Source organism: Sulfitobacter sp. 1A13679, assembly GCF_043557115.1.
GTDB lineage: Bacteria > Pseudomonadota > Alphaproteobacteria > Rhodobacterales > Rhodobacteraceae > Sulfitobacter > Sulfitobacter faviae.
Map to the genome: position 1 here is coordinate 19,735 of NZ_JBIFFO010000028.1, position 16,553 is coordinate 36,287.

Annotated in this window: 11 protein-coding genes and 4 tRNA genes; 6 read left to right on the forward strand and 9 right to left on the reverse strand. The window is 63.3% G+C overall.

Annotated features, from left to right (window positions below):
* Positions 1–69 precede the first annotated feature (69 nt).
* The gene (locus ACGYLA_RS17670; RefSeq protein ID WP_394434211.1) at positions 70–645 is read left to right on the forward strand and encodes a hypothetical protein; all 576 of its coding nucleotides are present in this window, start codon (positions 70–72) and stop codon (positions 643–645) included.
* A gap of 80 nt (positions 646–725) precedes the next feature.
* Here ACGYLA_RS17670 and ACGYLA_RS17675 read toward each other — a convergent pair.
* Positions 726–809, reverse strand: a tRNA-Tyr gene (locus ACGYLA_RS17675).
* Between the two features lie 113 nt (positions 810–922).
* Here ACGYLA_RS17675 and rlmB point away from each other — a divergent pair.
* Positions 923–1,699 carry a 23S rRNA (guanosine(2251)-2'-O)-methyltransferase RlmB gene (rlmB, locus tag ACGYLA_RS17680; RefSeq protein WP_394434213.1) on the forward strand — a complete coding sequence of 259 codons (777 nt, stop codon included), beginning with the start codon at positions 923–925 and terminating at the stop codon, positions 1,697–1,699.
* A 250-nt stretch (positions 1,700–1,949) separates the two neighbouring features.
* On the opposite strand, the gene ACGYLA_RS17685 is transcribed toward rlmB, so the two are convergent.
* The 5 genes from ACGYLA_RS17685 to ACGYLA_RS17705 all read right to left on the reverse strand — a co-directional run bounded on the left by ACGYLA_RS17685 (position 1,950) and on the right by ACGYLA_RS17705 (position 5,740).
* A tRNA-Gly gene (locus ACGYLA_RS17685) sits at positions 1,950–2,024 on the reverse strand.
* A 155-nt stretch (positions 2,025–2,179) separates the two neighbouring features.
* Positions 2,180–2,254: transfer RNA gene (locus ACGYLA_RS17690), tRNA-Gly, on the reverse strand.
* 218 nt (positions 2,255–2,472) lie between these two features.
* Entirely contained in the window at positions 2,473–4,146 is a 1,674-nt protein-coding gene (gene ctaD / locus ACGYLA_RS17695; RefSeq protein ID WP_067261244.1) for a cytochrome c oxidase subunit I, read from the reverse strand.
* Positions 4,147–4,332: 186 nt separating this feature from the next.
* Complete coding sequence (gene lipB / locus ACGYLA_RS17700; RefSeq protein WP_394434216.1) at positions 4,333–5,013, reverse strand: lipoyl(octanoyl) transferase LipB; 681 nt, start codon at positions 5,011–5,013, stop codon at positions 4,333–4,335.
* Positions 5,014–5,059: 46 nt separating this feature from the next.
* Positions 5,060–5,740, reverse strand: coding sequence for a DsbA family oxidoreductase (locus ACGYLA_RS17705; RefSeq protein ID WP_394434218.1), 681 nt, complete (start codon positions 5,738–5,740; stop codon positions 5,060–5,062).
* A 220-nt stretch (positions 5,741–5,960) separates the two neighbouring features.
* Here ACGYLA_RS17705 and ACGYLA_RS17710 point away from each other — a divergent pair.
* From ACGYLA_RS17710 to ACGYLA_RS17720, 3 genes are all read left to right on the forward strand, one after another.
* A tRNA-Leu gene (locus tag ACGYLA_RS17710) sits at positions 5,961–6,046 on the forward strand.
* 290 nt (positions 6,047–6,336) lie between these two features.
* Entirely contained in the window at positions 6,337–8,151 is a 1,815-nt protein-coding gene (locus ACGYLA_RS17715; protein WP_394434220.1) for an autotransporter assembly complex family protein, read from the forward strand.
* On the forward strand, positions 8,151–12,311 hold the full coding sequence (locus ACGYLA_RS17720) for a translocation/assembly module TamB domain-containing protein (RefSeq protein WP_394434222.1): 4,161 nt from the start codon (positions 8,151–8,153) through the stop codon (positions 12,309–12,311). The genes ACGYLA_RS17715 and ACGYLA_RS17720 overlap by 1 nt, the downstream gene beginning before the upstream one ends.
* A gap of 33 nt (positions 12,312–12,344) precedes the next feature.
* Here ACGYLA_RS17720 and ACGYLA_RS17725 read toward each other — a convergent pair whose 3' ends face one another.
* Complete coding sequence (locus ACGYLA_RS17725) at positions 12,345–12,863, reverse strand: flavin reductase family protein (protein ID WP_067260558.1); 519 nt, start codon at positions 12,861–12,863, stop codon at positions 12,345–12,347.
* 278 nt (positions 12,864–13,141) lie between these two features.
* Here ACGYLA_RS17725 and ACGYLA_RS17730 point away from each other — a divergent pair, with 278 nt between their 5' ends.
* Positions 13,142–13,648, forward strand: a complete 507-nt coding sequence (locus ACGYLA_RS17730) for a DUF992 domain-containing protein (protein ID WP_209218611.1) — start codon at positions 13,142–13,144, stop codon at positions 13,646–13,648.
* Positions 13,649–13,720: 72 nt separating this feature from the next.
* Here ACGYLA_RS17730 and ACGYLA_RS17735 read toward each other — a convergent pair whose 3' ends face one another.
* On the reverse strand, positions 13,721–14,293 hold the full coding sequence (locus ACGYLA_RS17735; RefSeq protein WP_394434225.1) for an MOSC domain-containing protein: 573 nt from the start codon (positions 14,291–14,293) through the stop codon (positions 13,721–13,723).
* A 60-nt stretch (positions 14,294–14,353) separates the two neighbouring features.
* A complete protein-coding gene (gene acs / locus ACGYLA_RS17740) occupies positions 14,354–16,309 on the reverse strand; it encodes an acetate--CoA ligase (RefSeq protein ID WP_394434227.1) in 1,956 nt (651 codons plus the stop codon).
* Positions 16,310–16,553: the final 244 nt, after the last annotated feature.

Below are 16,553 nucleotides of genomic sequence, written 5' to 3' on the forward strand. Positions count from 1 at the left end.
CGGCCAGTATAGGGGCAGGGCTCTGTCGGCAAAAGCCAGCAATTTGAGCGGCCTGCGAAAGGGGTTCGAATGTTCGATTTTGTCTTTGCCGTGATCGCTATCAGCTTGGGCGGCCCCTCTGCGCCTTCGGACGGGGTAGGCCGACCGGATGCGCCGATGACGGTGCAGGCTCCGGCACGCCCCGCAGCCCCGGCCAGCCCGGCGGCGCCCCCGGCACCCGCGGCCCCGCCGCCTGCATTCTACATGGATGCCGTGCCCCCCGGCTTGGTCGCCGAAGACCAGACACCCACGGGCCGTTTCACCACCGCCGCAGAGGTGCGTCCGATCCTGGACGCCACCCGCGGGAATTGGATCGCCGTGCGGGAGTATGATGGGCGAGACTTGCTCTATGTGACCCACCTGTGGAGCTGGCGCTGCGGGCTGGCCGCCATGGCAATCGCGGTGAACGACGCGCCGATGCAGAATCTGCCGATGCCGCCCTGTCACGATTCATCGCCCACGCCGAATGCGATTCTGGAGGGGGACCCGCAGCCTTACCTGACGTTCGATCTCGGGTCGGTTGAGAGGGTTCGGGTTCAGGTGGTTTACGACGATTTGGGAATGGCGATTGAGGGTTTTGTGCGGCGCGATGTGTTGATCCCTTGATAGCCCCCGGGCGCGGCGTTGATCGGTCGCCACGAGCGCGCCTTAACTGCGCATACGAACTATCGCGAGGGGGGAGAAAGTGGTGGGCGACCCTGGAATCGAACCAGGCGTGCGTCTCCGCGAGGGAGTTACAGTCCCCTGCCACACCTTGCGGCCTGTCGCCCACTTTGTCCCGGTGCATTGCACCTGACGTGGGGGCGTGATTACAAGCGAGCCAAAGAAGCGTCAAGGCGAATTCCTGAGAAATCTTGGGGAAATCGCACGAAAGGATAAAGAGATGAAGAAACCCAAATGGGTCGTGCAAAAAGAGCAGGACAAGAAGGCCGAAGCGGCGCAGACGGTCTGGCTGTTCGGCCTGCATGCGGTGCGCGATGCGCTGATGAACCCGCGGCGTGAAAAATTGCAGTTGATGGTCACGCCGAACGCGCAGGCGAAGCTGGAAGAGGCCATCGCCGAGGCGGGAATCACGCCGCAGGTCGTGGACCCGCGCAAGTTCCGCCCGCCGCTCGATCCGAACTCGGTCCACCAAGGCGCTGTTCTGGAGGTGAAGCCGCTGAACTGGGGCCGATTGGAGGATGTGGCCATCGGTGATTCTGCGCCGCGGCTCTTGCTGCTCGACCGGGTGACCGATCCGCATAACGTCGGCGCGATTCTACGCTCTGCCGAAGTGCTTGGCGCCTCGGCGGTCATCGGCACCAAACACCATTCCGCGCCCGAGACCGGGGCGCTGGCCAAAACCGCCAGCGGTGCGCTGGAGCGCCAGCCCTATCTGAGAGTCCGCAACCTTGCCGATGCCATCCGGGCCTTGCAGGAGATGGGCTATCTGGTGCTGGGGCTTGATGGCGAGGCGACGCAGACCATCGAGGAAGCCGTCGAAGGCCGCCGTGATCGCCCCGTGGCGCTTGTTCTGGGGGCCGAGGGGCCGGGGCTGCGGGAGAAGACCCGCGAGACCGTAGACGCGCTGGTGCGGATCGATGCGGCGGGCGGATTCGGCTCGCTCAACGTCTCCAACGCGGCGGCCATCGCGCTCTATGCCAGCCGGCTTGGCGGCTGAGAATCGGCAAGAACTGGCTCAAAACCGAGCAGGGGGCAGGGCGGCCGGGCCCGGCCCCTTTGAAAACGGCTAAGGCTTCCTAAATTTAAAGGCGACCGCAGGCCCGGAACGCCTGCCGGCCACCTACTGTCCCTCGTTCCGTACCTTACGCCCCGTGTTCGTCATGGGGCGTTTTTTTATGTAGGGCTAGATACACAAAAGCCGCCCCAAAGGGCGGCTTTGCGTTTCCTACGGGGTGGTAGGATCAACCTGGAGCGGGCGAGGCGATTCGAACGCCCGACCCTAACCTTGGCAAGGTTATGCTCTACCCCTGAGCTACGCCCGCATCCGGTTGGTGAGGGGGGAATACCCATTCCCGCAGGGGGCTGCAAGGGGGAAATGAAGTGATCTAAGCGTCGCGCGGCAATTTTTTTTGCGGTGGTTTTGGGGGCGAAAAACACAAAGGGCCGCATCCAAAGATGCGACCCTGTGAAGTCCAGATGGAGCGGGCGAGGCGATTCGAACGCCCGACCCTAACCTTGGCAAGGTTATGCTCTACCCCTGAGCTACGCCCGCTTACCGTCTGGTGAAGGCGAGATACCTATTGGGGCGGGGGGCTTCAAGAGGGAAATGTGGTTTTTGGTGGAAAAATTTGCGTAAGGCGGGGGCTCTGCCCCCGGACCCCCGAGGGTATTTGAGAAAGGATGAAGTTAGAGGGGAGGGGCGGCTGTCAGAGGAGTGGGGGCAAAAGAAAAGGCCCCGCGGGGAGCGGGGCCTTTGTGGTTTGGGTCAGCTTAGTGGCTGTGCTGCTTGTCCCAGTCTTCCTGTTTCGGAAGCTGCTCGAAGGTGTGTTCGGGCGGCGGGCTGGGCAGGGTCCATTCCAGCGTATCCGCGAATTCGTTCCACGGGTTGTTTGCTGTGGAGCGCGCGCCGCGGGTCAGCGTGTAGGCCATCACCCCGAAGAAGAAGAGGAAGGAGGCGAAGCTGAGGAAGGCGCCGATCGAGGACCACTGGTTCCAGTAGGCAAATGCCTCAGGATAGTCGATGTAGCGGCGCGGCATGCCCTGACGGCCCAGGAAGTGCTGCGGGAAGAAGGTCAGGTTTGCACCGATGAACATCGCCCAGAAGTGCAGTTTGCCGGCCCATTCGGGGTACATGCGGCCCGTCATCTTGGGCAGGTAGAAGTAGATGCCCGCGAAGATGGCGAAGACGGCGCCGAGCGACATCACGTAGTGGAAGTGTGCCACGACGTAGTAGGTGTCGTGATAGGCACGGTCCACAGCGGCCTGGCTCAGCACGATGCCGGTGACGCCACCGACGGTGAAGAGGAACAGGAAGCCAAAGGCCCAGAGCATCGGTGTTTTGAACTCGATCGAGCCGCCCCACATGGTGGCGATCCAGCTGAAGACCTTCACCCCCGTTGGCACCGCGATGACCATGGTGGCCAGCATGAAGTAGGCCTGCTGGTTCAGGGTCATGCCCACGGTGTACATGTGGTGCGCCCAGACGACGAAGCCCAATGCGCCGATCGCGATGATCGCCCAGACCATCGGCAGGTAGCCGAAGACTGGTTTGCGCGAGAAGGTCGCGATGACGTGGGAGATGATGCCGAAGCCCGGCAGAATGATGATGTAGACTTCGGGGTGGCCGAAGAACCACAGGATGTGCTGGTAGAGGATCGGGTCACCGCCGCCTGCGGGGTCGAAGAAGGCGAAGCCGAAGTTGCGGTCCATCAAGAGCATGGTGATCGCGCCCGCCAGAACCGGCAGGGACAGAAGGATCAGCCAGCTTGTGACGAAGATCGACCAGGCGAAGAGCGGCACTTTGAACAGGGTCATGCCGGGGGCACGCATGTTCAGGAAGGTGGTGATCATGTTGATCGCGCCGAGGATCGAGGAGGCGCCGGAGACGTGCACCGCGAAGATCGCGAAGTCCATCGACATGCCCGCTTCGCGCACCGAAAGCGGCGGGTAGAGCACCCAGCCCACGCCGGAGCCGAGCTGGCCGTTGCCGCCGGGTGTCAGCAGGGAGCAGACCGCGAGGGTGGTGCCTGCGACATAGAGCCAGAAGCTGAGGTTGTTCATCCGCGGGAAGGCCATGTCCGGCGCGCCGATTTGCAGCGGCATGAAGTAGTTGCCGAAACCGCCGAAGAGCGCGGGAATCACGACGAAGAACATCATCAGGATGCCGTGGCCGGTGATCAGCACGTTCCACAGGTGGCCGTTTGGCGTACAGGCGGCAGAGCTATCCGCGATGAAACGCGCGCCTTCCATACACATGTATTGAACGCCCGGATCCATGAGCTCGAGGCGCATGTACACGGTGAATGCCACCGAAATAAGACCGACCAAGGCCGAGACGATAAGGTACAGAATACCGATATCTTTGTGGTTGGTGGACATGAACCACCGGGTAAAGAACCCCCGGTCGTCGTGATGATCTTGGCCGTGAATGGCTGCGTCTGCCATGCGGTGCCTCCTGCAAATGAATTGGACACATGGCGCCATAGGCGGCACATGCGGTGTCGCGCCCGTTTTAGAGCGACCGTCTCGCGGGGGCAATGGGCGCGATGGTCGCAGGGTGGGTATTTTTTGCGCTGTGGTGATCGCCGTAAAATCCGGCCTTTGGGGCGCTTGGCGCGTGCTTTGCTGCTGTTAGGGGATGATGTCGCAGCTGCCTGTGGGGTCGCTGGCAAAAACCTCATCAAAGGTGGCGCGCAGGGCGAGATCGACATCGTCCATCGTGACGGGCAGGCCCAGATCGACCAGTGAGGTCACGCCGTAGTTTGTGATGCCGCAGGGGACGATGCCGCCAAAATGGCTGAGGTCCGGCTCCACATTGATGCTGATGCCGTGGAAGCTGACCCATTTGCGCAGCCTGATTCCAATGGCGGCGATCTTGTCTTCGGCGGGGCTGCCATCGGGCTGGGCGGGTTTCTCGGGCCGTTGCACCCAAACGCCGACGCGTCCGGGGCGGATTTCGCCGCGCAGGTTGAATTGATCCAAGGTGGCGATGACCCAGTTTTCGAGCTGGCGCACGAAACAGCGCACATCGCGCCCCCGGGCGGCGACGTTGAGCATCACATAGGCCACACGCTGGCCCGGCCCGTGATAGGTATACTGCCCGCCGCGCCGGGTGGGGTAGACGGGAAAGCGGTCGGGCTCTGTCAGGTCTTCGGCCCGCGCCGAGGTTCCGGCGGTATAGAGCGGGGGATGCTCGACCAGCCAGATGCATTCCTCGGCCTCACCGGCGGCGATGGCGGTGGCACGCGCCTCCATCCACGCCTCGGCGCTGCGGTAGTCGGTCAAGCCGTCAGTGATGATCCATTCAACCATGGGGATGCCTTAGCAAGACCCGCGCCGCACCGCCAGAGGCACAGTGTTAGGCGGCGGCGTCGCGTTCCTCCAAGACCTTGCGCAGGATTTGGGCATAGTTTTCTGCTCCCTGCGCCCCGGTGATGAGGTATTTGCCCTCGAAGATCATCGACGGCACGCCGGAGATGCCGCGCGAGGTCCAGAATTGCTGCGCTTCGCGGGTCTGTTCGGCAAAGCTGCCGCTGCGGAGCACCTCAAGCGCCTCATCCCGGTCCAATCCGACGGAAGCGGCAACATCGGCGAGCACATCAATGTCGTTCACATTGCGCCCTTGGCTGAAATGCGCGTCAAAAAGGGCCATCTTCAGCGGGTGTTGCAGCCCTTGGACCTGCGCCCATGTCAGCAGTTGATGCGCGGCAAAGGTGTTTTGCATCCGCGTGTCGTCGGAAAAGTTAAAGGTAAAGCCGAGGTCTTGCCCCATCTGGGTCAGCCGTTTGCGATTCTCGACCGATTGGGCAGGGGTGGAGCCGTATTTCTCGGCCAGATGTTCGGCCATGTTCTGGCCTTCGGCTGGCATCTGCGGGTTCAACTCAAAGGGGTGCCAGCGCACGAAGGCGCCGACGCCAACCGCGCCGAGCGCTTGCTCAAGTTGTTTGTAGCCCACGATACACCAAGGGCACATCACATCCGATACGATGTCGATCTGCACGGTGGGGGTATCTGTGGGGGTGGCGGTGTCTGCGGGCATGGCGTGTTCCTTCTTGCTTCCGTCACAGATGGCCCGCCGAACGCGCGCTTTCAACGGCTGAGCCGTCAGATTGCAGGGCGGTAAGGGGATTGTGATCGGGGGTGCGGCTGCGGAAACTCGGGGGCTGAACCCGCTTTCTGAAACGCATTGAAAAAATTTGCAGATTGCCTCTTCACAAGCCCTTGGTCTTTGGCTAAACCCCGCCCACCAACCATGGCGTGCGGTCGTGGCGGAATGGTAGACGCGCAGCGTTGAGGTCGCTGTGGGGTAACACCCGTGAGAGTTCGAGTCTCTCCGACCGCACCACCATGCTTTGCAATGCAAAGCGATGGTCGGACCCCCTGAAAGAAAAATCCTTTTTACCCTCGTCTCGGGGCGTGGTCAGCCTACAGTCTTGCTACGCGGTATCTTGCCGATTCCGCGCGTGACACCTGCGCGGGGCGGGGCAGACCGTTCTCATCGCGCGATTCCCCCGGCAGAGTGTTTGCAGCCAAGGCGGCAATGCCGTTTAACGGTTGCTAAGAATAAGGCCCGTTTGGGCGGGCAAAGGAGAACCGGCGCGAAAACCGGGGTGACGAACGCAAGGAGGGTAGCGCGTGGCGCAACAAGGGCAGACTCAAGGGGCGGCGCTTTGTCTCGCTCTTGGACTACTTCTTGGCGGGGGGGCTGCGGCACAGGCCGCGGAACTGGCCATCACCGGCATCGCGGCGGATTCGGACCTCTATGCCACCCTGCGCGATGGGTCCTTGCTGGCCGAGCAGACCGATGAGGATGCCGAGCCTGCCACGCCGCAGGAGTTGGTCGCAGCGGCGCAGGCCGATTATGGGCGGCTTTTGGCGCTGCTTTACGACAACGGGTATTTCGGGCCGACACTCAAGATCACCTTGGATGGCGTCGATGCCGCCGCGATTCCCCCTGTCCAACCACCGCGCCGCATCGACCGGGCCGTGATCACGGTAGACCCGGGGCCGAAGTTCCGCTTTGGCGCGACCCGCATCGCGCCCATAGCCCCGGGCACCGAGTTGCCGGACGGATTTGCCGTTGGGGAGACCGCGAGCCTTGGCGTGCTGAAGGAAACCGTCTCGGCTGGCGTCAGCGGTTGGCGCGATGTGGGCCACGCGAAAGCGGCATTGGCGGATCAAGACCTTGTGGCCAAACACAGTGAGCGCCAGATCGACGCTGCCCTGCGGCTGGCTCCGGGGCCAAAGCTGCGCTTTGGCGCGCTGACAGTGACCGGCAACGAAGACGTGCGCACCGCGCGGCTAATCGAAATCGCGGGCCTGCCGGAGGGGGAGGTCTTCTCTCCCGAAGAGTTGGAACTGGCCACCGAACGGCTCCGCCGCACCGGCGCGTTCGACGCTGTGGCGCTCATCGAAGCGGATCGCATTGGCCCCAACGACACGCTGCCCATCACCGCGCAGGTGACCGAAGCGCCCAAGCGGCGCTTTGGCTTCGGTGCGGAACTGTCCTCGCTAGAAGGGCTGACGCTGAGCACTTTCTGGCTGCACCGCAATCTGCTGGGCGGGGCCGAACGTCTGCGCCTCTCGGCTGAGATCGAAGGCATCGGCGGCAATTCGGGCGGCGAAGACTATACGCTCTCTGCCCGGTTCGAACGTCCGGCGACCTTTAACGAAGACACCGATTTCTACGCTCTGGCGACGTTGGAGCAGCTTGATGAGGTGAATTACTTTTCCCGCCAGTTGGATCTGGAGGCGGGGATCGAGCGGATTGCCAACCAGAATCGCACCTATTCCGCGGGCCTCGGCCTGCGTGTGGCCGAGACCGAGGATGCCTTCGGCACCAACCAATACACCCTTCTGACCCTGCCGCTGGGGGCCGAGTTCGACTACCGCGACAATGAGTTGGACGCCACCGATGGCTATTACATCGACGCCAGCCTCACGCCCTTTGTCGCCCTGTCGGGGTCTGAAAGCGGTCTGAGGACCTATGTTGATGCGCGTTACTACCGCAGCTTCGGGACGGAGCGCCCGGTGACGCTGGCCTTCCGGGGGCAGCTTGGTTCGGTCGCGGGGCCGGACCTGTCGGAAGCCCCGGCGGATTACCTCTTTTACTCCGGCGGGGGCGGCAGCGTCCGCGGACAACCCTATCAAACGCTTGGGGTTGAGCTGCCGAGCGGCGACACCGTGGGCGGGCGCAGCTTTGTCGGGCTCTCGGCAGAGGCGCGCGTGGCCCTGACCGAGAAGATCGGCGTCGTGGGCTTTGCCGATGCGGGCTATATCGGGTCGGAAGAATTCTACGACGGATCAGGCACTTGGCACTCGGGCGCAGGTCTGGGGCTGCGCTATGCCACGGGCATCGGGCCGATCCGGCTGGACGTGGCCGTGCCCACATCGGGGCCGGAAGTGGATGAAGATTTCCAAGTCTATATTGGGATTGGACAGGCGTTTTAATGCGACAGTTTTTGCAGTTCCTCACCGCCAGCCTTGTCTATCTGGCCTGCCTCACACCGGCTGCCGCACTGGATGACGACAAGGGCTTTCTCACCCGGACCATTCAAGACGCGCTGAGCGGCGCGGGCCGCACCGTCAGTATCGACGGATTCGCAGGGGCGCTGAGTTCGGAGGCCTCCTTTGACCGGATGACGATTGCGGATGACGATGGCATCTGGCTGACGCTTGATGACGTGGTGCTGGATTGGAACCGTTCGGCCCTGCTGCGCGGACGGCTGGAGGTCGAGCAACTCACCGCCGGACGGCTCGATGTCGAGCGTCTGCCGGTCAGTAACGAAGTCGATCTGCCCGATGCCGAGGCCAAACCCTTTGCCTTGCCTGATCTGCCTGTCTCCATCGAAATCGCGGATTTCTCGGTGGATGAGATCAACTTGGGCGCGCCGATCTTGGGCGAGGCGGCGCAGCTTTCGGTAAGCGCCAATGCACGGCTGACCGATACGGTCGGCATCGTCGATTTTCAGGCCCGCCGCACCGATGGCAAACGGGGCGAGTTCGACATTCAGGCCGATTTTGACCGCACCGAAAATGTGCTGGACCTGTTGTTGAACCTGACCGAAGACCCCGAAGGCATCGCCTCGAAACTCCTGAACCTGCCGGGGCAGCCTTCGGTGCAGATGACCGTCGAAGGCGCAGGGCCGCTGGATGATTTTGCGACCGACGTGACCATCGCCACCGATGGGCAAGAGCGTTTGGCGGGGCAGGTGACCCTTGGCACGCAGGCCCCGCGCCGTGCCAGCGATACACCGGACCGCCGCATTCAAGCTGATATCGGCGGCGACATCACCGCGCTGCTCGCCCCGCGCTACCGCGACTTCTTCGGCGAGGACGTGCGGCTAGCGCTGGATGCGCTGCTGGAAAGCAACGGTGCAGTTGAAGTCAGCAGCTTTGCCCTTGCCGCGAATTCCGTCGATCTGCAGGGGCAGGTCACGTTGAACCAAGAGAAATGGCCGACGCTGATCGACATCTCAGGCCGGATCGCAAACCCAGATGGCACCTCGACCCTTCTGCCGAACTCGGGTGAGGGCACGCGGGTCGAAGCTGTGACCCTGCGGGTGGATTACGATGCTGCCGATGGCGACCGTTTCGACAGCGCCTTCGACATCACCGGGCTGGACACGGGCGCGCTGCAAATTGCGCAGACCCAACTGGCGCTCGACGGTATTCTCGAAGGGAACCTTGGCAGTCTGGGGCAATTCCTTGGCGACGTGACCTTTACCACCGAGGGGCTGACGCTGACCGATCCGGCAAGTGCCGAGGCCGTCGGCGATGCGATCACCGGCAGCGCCGAGATCCGCTTTGTCGAAGGTGAACCGATTGAAATCAACGGGCTGACCCTATCGGGCGAAGACTATGGCCTGACCGGCGAAGCCGCGATCGACGGGGTCGACACGGGGCTGCTCACCCAGTTGAAGATGACGCTCGAAGCCCAAGATATCAGTCGCTTTTCCGCGCTGGCGGGCCGCGATATCGCGGGCGCCACGGCGCTGGCGCTGAACGGCACGGTCACGCCTTTAGGCGGGATGTTCGATCTGGCAATTGCGGGCGGGACTGATGACCTTGTGATCGGGATCGAACAGGCGGATGCGGTTCTGGCGGGGCGGACCAGCCTCAGCATGGTCGCGAAACGCAACGAGACGGGGACTTTCCTGCGCGATCTGGACCTCAAGAACGATGCGCTGGACCTGACCGGCGATGTTGAGCTGCGCAGCGAAGACAGCCGCGCGGCCTTGGACTTCACGCTCGCCGATGTCGGGCTGGTGCTGCCGCAATACGAAGGCCCCATCGCGGTCAAGGCGACAGCTGTGCAAGAGACCCCCGGCTGGGTCGTCGACGCGGTCACCGATGGGCCCTATGACGCGGCGCTCACCGTGTCGGGCTTGGCCACGGGCGAGGACGCGCAGATCGACTTTACCGCCGATATCCCCCGGATCGAAGATTTCCTGCCCGAGGCGGATATCACCGGCCCGGTCACCGCCAAGGGCGCATTGCGCCAGACGCCGCAGGGGTGGAAAATCGACACCGAAGCCAGCGGCCCGTTGGAGGCGCAGGCCTCGGTCGAAGGGCTGGTCATGCCGCGCGTCGATGTGGCCTTTGACCTGTCGCTGCCCGACATCCAACCCCTTGTCCCGCAGATCAACGGCGGGGTCGCGGCCAGCGGCACGCTGGAGCAGACCGAACAGGGGTTTGTCGTCGATACCATTGCCAATGGCCCCTACGACAGCCGCGTCGCGGTCGAAGGCTTGGCAACGGGGCCTGACATGGCGCTGCGTTTTGACCTGAGTTTGCCGGATGTCAGCCCGTTGGCCCCCGGTGTGGACGGCCCACTCTCGGCCAAGGGTGACATCCGCCAAACAGAAGACGGGATCGCCGTGGATGTGAGCGCTGACGGTCCCTATGGCAGCAGTGCTATGGTTGAAGGGCTGGTCACCGGTGAGGTCTCGATGCGCTTCGACGTCTCGGTGCCCAATGTGAACCCGCTGGTGCCCAGCGTCTCCGGCTCTTTCGCCGCCAATGGCGTGGCGCGGCAGACCGATGACGGCGTGATCCTTGATGCCAGCGCAAGCGGGCCTTACGGCGCGCGGGCGACGGTCGAAGGTTTGGTCACCGGCCCCAATGCGGCGGTCGATTTCCAGTTGAACATGCCCGACATCGGCGCACTGGTGGAGCAGGTGAACGGCCCGCTCAGCGTCGCAGGCTCGGCCCGGCGCGAGGGGGAGGCATGGCGCATCGACACCAACGCCAATGGACCCGCGGGCACGCAGGCGACCGTGGCAGGGCTGGTGAATACCGACGGGACGCTGAACCTCGATATCGTGGGCAATGCGCCGCTGGGGTTGTCGCGTCCCTTCCTCGCCCCGCGCAATTTGCAAGGCCAAGCGCGGTTCGATTTGCAGATCAACGGACCGGCGGCGCTGTCGTCGGTCAGCGGGCGCATCACCACCAGCGGCGCGACCTTCACCGCGCCGAACCTGCGCGTGGCCTTGCGGGGGATCGACGCGGATGTCCAACTTGGCAACAACCGGGCGCAGCTCAATGTGACCGGTCAGGCCGTCGATGGCGGAGAGCTGCGCGTGGCGGGGGCGATCACCCTGACACCGGCCTTGCCTGCGGATATCAACGTGACCCTTCGCAACCTCGTCTATGCGGACCCGAGCCTTTACAGCACCACGCTGAACGGCGATCTGCGGCTTGCAGGTCCCTTGAGCGGGGGGGCGCAGATCACCGGGGTGATCAACGCGGGCGAGACGAATATTCAGGTGCCCGCAACGGGTCTGACCTCGATCGGGGACATCCCGCAGATCTCCCATGTCAACGCGCCCGCCGATGTGCTGGCGACCCGCCGCAAGGCCGGGTTGGAGGGGGCCGAGGCCGGGGATGATCCCGCGGCGGAGGCGTCCGGCCCCGGGTTCGGGCTGGACCTGCAACTCAACGCGCCGAACCGGATTTACGTCCGGGGCCGCGGGCTGGATGCGGAACTGGGCGGCGCGTTGAACCTCAGCGGCACGACCAACCGCATCATCTCGGCCGGGCGGTTCGAGTTGATCCGCGGGCGGCTCGATATCTTGGGCAAACGCTTCTTGCTCGACGAAGGGTCGATCCAGTTTCAGGGTGATTTCATCCCCTATATCCGATTCGTCACCTCGACCGATACCGAAGCGGGGGAGGTGCGTGTCATCGTGAGCGGCCCGGCGAATGAGCCGGAAGTCACTTTTGAATCCACCCCCGCCGCGCCGCAGGACGAGGTGCTGTCGCAACTCCTCTTTGGGCGCAACATCTCGGAAATCTCGGCCTTTCAGGCGCTGCAATTGGCCAGTGCGGTGGCGACCCTCGCAGGGCGCGGCGGCGACGGGGTGATCGGCAACCTGCGTGAGGGCTTTGGTCTCGACGATCTGGACGTGACCACCACGGAGGAGGGCGAGACGGCGCTGCGGCTGGGGAAATACCTGACCGACAACATCTATACCGATGTGACGGCGGCCTCGGATGGCACGGGGGAGGTGTCGCTCAACCTCGATATCACCGAAAGCCTGACGGCCAAGGGCACACTTGGCTCGGACGGCGATAGCAGTATCGGCATCTTCTTCGAGCGGGACTATTAATTGAAAGGGGCGCCTCGCGGGGCGCCCTTTTTCTTAGCTGTCGTCGCGGGGGGTGAAGTGGCCGTAACGGCCTTGGTCGAACATCAAGCCCGCCGCCCCATCCTCGCGCAAAGCGACCTGTTGCACATGGCCCAAGATCAGCGAATGGTCGCCCGCCGGATGCACGGCATAGGTCGCGCAGTGAAACCGGGCGAGGCAGCCTGCGAAAGTGGGCACACCGGCGGCGTCCTCCGTCCAATCGAAACCAGAGAAATCATGGCCTTGGCTTGCGAAACGCTGGGCCAAATCCTCTTGATCCGCGCCCAAAACGTGAATGCAAAAGGACGCCGCCGAGGTGAAACTGTCGTGCCGCTTGGACGAGATCGCAGGCGACCACAGCACCAAGGGCGGATCGAGCGAGACCGAAGCGAAAGAATTCGCGGTCATCCCCAAGGGCCCTTGTGCGGTTTTCACGGTCACCACGGTCACACCGGTGCCGAAACGCCCGAAGGCGCGGCGCAGCGCCGGGGCATCGCCGCTGTCGGGCGAGAAGGGGATCAGATCATCACTCATAGCGACAAGCGGTGCCATGTAGCTGCTGATTTGTCCAGCGGTGCCGGTGCGTTGCACATCGTCCCTCTTGCGCGGATTTTTGCCCCCGCAGTTGGGCCGAGGAACCGCTGCCAAGGCCCGGCGTTGGGCCAGCGATGAGAGGCATCATCGGCCCCAATTGGTGTCGATGCTGGCTGTCTGAAAGGGGCGGCGCAGGAGGTCTGCGCCGTCTGTCCAAGGCACCCGAATGCCGTTCACAGCAGAAAAGGCGCGTCTCGTCGCGCCGGAAAGTGACAAAGATGATGTATGCAAGCAAACTCACCCTCGGTGCGGCCCTTCTGAGCGCCACCGCCTTCGGCTCCACCGCGATGGCCGATGACAATGAGACCGTCGACCACGTCGAGATCGGCTCCCTGTCTTGCGATGTGGGCGAGGGCACCGGCTTCGTTTTCGGCTCCACCCGTGAGCTGACCTGCACCTTCAACCCCATTCAAGAAGGTCTCGAAGATGAGACCTATGTGGGCGAGATCAACCGCTGGGGCGTCGACATCGGCAAGACCGAGAACGGCCAGATGTCATGGCTAGTGCTGGCCCCGACCGAGCAGGAATATTCCGAAGGCGGGCTGAACGGCAGCTACAAAGGCGTTTCCGCTGAGGCGACTGTCGGTGTCGGCGCGGGGGCCAACCTGATGACGGGTGGTTCCGAGAACACATTGGCGCTTCAGCCGCTGAGCGTGAACACCCAGACCGGCGTAAACTTTGCCGTGGGCGTGGGTGAGATCAACCTGCAGCGCGTCGAAGGCTAAACCCGCGCGAAAACGCTTGAACTGACGATCCGGGCCGTCCCTTGGGGGCGGCCCATTTCTATGTGAGAGGCGTCAGAGCTTGGTCAGCCGGTCCCCACGGCGAACGGTGCCGTCCTTCACGATTTTGCACAGAACGCCGCGCAGCCGATGCGGGCGGTTTTCCTTTCGGTTGATCCACCGCAGGCTGTCTTGGCCATAGCGATCGCGCCATTTGATGCAGCCGGTGTTGAACTTATCGCTCACCTCCAGCACCGCAGACCCGGCTTGAAGGCGCGTGCCGACGGGCAGGTTCTCATGGCCAAGGTCCATGTCCACGATCATCGTATCGCCGGGGTGCGGCGTGTTTGCCCGGTCGCGCCAGCAGAGGTCCATCACGCGTTTGGGCAGGATGGAGACCTGTATCCGCGGATCGGGGCTGCCGTCAGGCAGGGTTAGCCAAGGTTTCTCGGTCCAACGTTCGCCAAGGATGCCTTGGGCCACGGTCAGATCCAGTTCATCACGGAAATCCCGCTCCCCGTAATCGGGGCGAAAGCAAAGTTCTTCGATCACGGCGCCATCCTTGGGCGCGGCGAGGATATCCGGCAGGGCGGCGTCGCATTCCGCAGCGGAGGCGGGGGGCGGCACTTGGGGGGCGGTTTGGTCCATGTCTCTCTTTCTCATGCAACGCGGCGTGGGGGCAGGTAGCCGCCCGCGCCGCGCAGCGTGTCAGCGGTTCATGCGGTTGCCGATCAGATCGTCCACCACGCCGGGGTCCGCCAGCGTCGAGGTGTCGCCCAACGCGCCGTAATCATCCTCGGCGATCTTGCGCAGGATGCGGCGCATGATCTTGCCCGAACGTGTTTTCGGCAGGCCCGGCGCCCATTGGATCAGATCGGGCGAGGCGATGGGGCCGATCTCTTGCCGGACCCAATTGCGCAACTCGGCCCGCAACTCTTCGGAAGGTTCCTCACCGCTCATCAAGGTGACATAGCAATAGATGCCTTGGCCTTTGACGTCATGCGGGTAGCCGACCACGGCGGCTTCGGCCACTTTGTCATGCGCGACAAGGGCGCTTTCCACCTCGGCCGTGCCCATGCGGTGGCCCGAGACGTTGATCACGTCGTCGACGCGGCCCGTGATCCAATAATCGCCATCGGCATCGCGTTTGCAGCCGTCGCCGGTGAAGTAATAGCCCGGGTAATCGGCGAAATAGGTCTTTTCGAACCTTTCGTGATCGCCCCAGACGGTGCGCATCTGCCCCGGCCAGCTGTCGGCGATGCAAAGCACGCCCTCAGCGGGGTTGCCGTCGATCTCTTGACCCGATGTTGGGTCCAGCACCACCGGTTTGACGCCGAAGAAGGGTTTCATCGCGGCCCCCGGTTTCATGTCATGCGCGCCGGGCAGGGGGGTCATCAGATGGCCGCCGGTCTCGGTCTGCCACCACGTGTCGACAATGGGGCAGCGGTTCTGGCCGACGACCTCGTGATACCAGTTCCACGCCTCGGGGTTGATCGGCTCGCCCACGGTGCCAAGGATGCGCAGCGACGACAGATCGCTTTTGGTCACATAGTCATTGCCTTGCCCCATCAGCGCGCGGATTGCGGTGGGGGCGGTGTAGAACTGCGTAACTTTGTGCTTTTCGCAGACCTGCCAGAAACGGCTGGCATCGGGGTAGGTGGGCACGCCTTCGAACATCAGCGTGGTGGCGCCATTGGCCAGCGGGCCATAGACGATATAGCTATGCCCGGTGACCCAGCCCACATCCGCCGTGCACCAGTAGATGTCGCCGTCGTGGTAATCGAACGTCACCTCATGGGTCAGCGCCGCATAGGTGATATAGCCGCCGGTGGTATGGACAACGCCCTTGGGCTGACCGGTGGAGCCTGAGGTGTAGAGGATGAAGAGCGGGTCTTCGGCGCCCATCGCTTCCGCTTCGCAGGTCTCGGCGGCATCCTTGATCAGTGCGTTGTAATCACGGTCGCGGGCATCGTCCCATGCCACGTCACCGCCCGTGCGGCGCACCACGAGGCATTGCACGGACGCATCGCATCGCGCCAACGCCTTGTCGGCATTGGCCTTGAGGGGTGTGGCCTTGCCGCCGCGCGGGGCCTCATCCGCGGTGATCACGACCTTGGCTTCGCAACCGTTGACGCGGGCGGCCAGCGCATCCGGGGAAAACCCGGCAAAGACGATGGAATGAATCGCCCCGATCCGCGCACAGGCCAGCATGGCATAGGCGGCTTCGGGGATCATCGGCATATAGATGATGACGCGGTCGCCTTTGCCCACGCCGAGATCACGCAGCACATTGGCCATGCGGCAGGTGGCGCTGTGGAGCTCGCGGTAGCTGATGTGTTTGGCCTCATCTTCGGGGCTGTCCGGCTCCCAGATGATCGCGGTCTGATCGCCGCGCGTCTCAAGATGGCGGTCGATGCAATTGGCGCTGACGTTCAATTCGCCATCCGCGAACCAATTGATGCTGACCGACCCAAGTTCGAAGTTCACATCGCGCACTTGAGTAAAGGGTTTGATCCAGTCGATCCGCTGCGCCTGTTCGCGCCAGAACCCATCGGTGTCGGTGACCGAGGCTTGGTACATCTTGTCATAGGTCTGCGCGTCCACATGGGCCCGGGCGGCCATGTCGGCGGATGGCGGATAGGTCTTGGCGGTGGCGTCGGACATGGTGGTTCCTCCCTTGATGTTCGCATCGCCACGGGGCGCGGGTCAAACCCGGTGGCCGTGGCGTCCTCCTCAGCCGGATCATAGCGGCCCGTGAAAAGAAGGGAATAAGCAACTGGATTACAAGGGCTTGCCTGTAAAGGTTTTTCCCGATCGGGGTTATTTCTGTAAATTTTCCGCTCTTGCCCGGTGATTGGCGCGGTTTTTCAAAGCCTTGCCAGTCAAACTTGGCGCTACTGTCTTGCGG